This window comes from Peribacillus sp. SIMBA_075, assembly GCF_046534585.1.
The window spans coordinates 1-267 of sequence record NZ_JAWRYN010000754.1 but is presented as its reverse complement, the minus strand read 5'-3'; the positions used below and the strand labels follow the sequence as shown (position 1 = coordinate 267).

General features: G+C 68.2%; 1 protein-coding gene. It reads left to right on the top strand.

Annotated elements, in window-relative coordinates:
• Positions 1-267, top strand: a 267-nt coding sequence (locus SB775_RS30220) for an NAD-dependent epimerase/dehydratase family protein (RefSeq protein WP_410864939.1), incomplete at both ends; no start/stop codon positions are given.

Sequence of the window (267 nt, the reverse complement as noted above, 5' to 3'; positions counted from 1 at the left end):
CGACACATGGTGTCGGCGACCCGCTCGATGACCTGGCAGCGGACTTACGGGGTTTCGCCAACGCGATCCGCTTCGCGCGCAGCGCTAGCGTCAGCCGCCTCGTCTATGCAAGCTCGATCGGGGTCTATGCAGGAGTGGAACCGCCCTACCTCGAGGACATGCCACTGCCCCCGCTCGCGCCCCATGGGGTCGCGGCGGCGAAGAAGTCGCTCGAGCTCGCCGCAGACCTCGCTCGCAACAGCGGCGCTGTAGAGCTCGTCGGGCTGC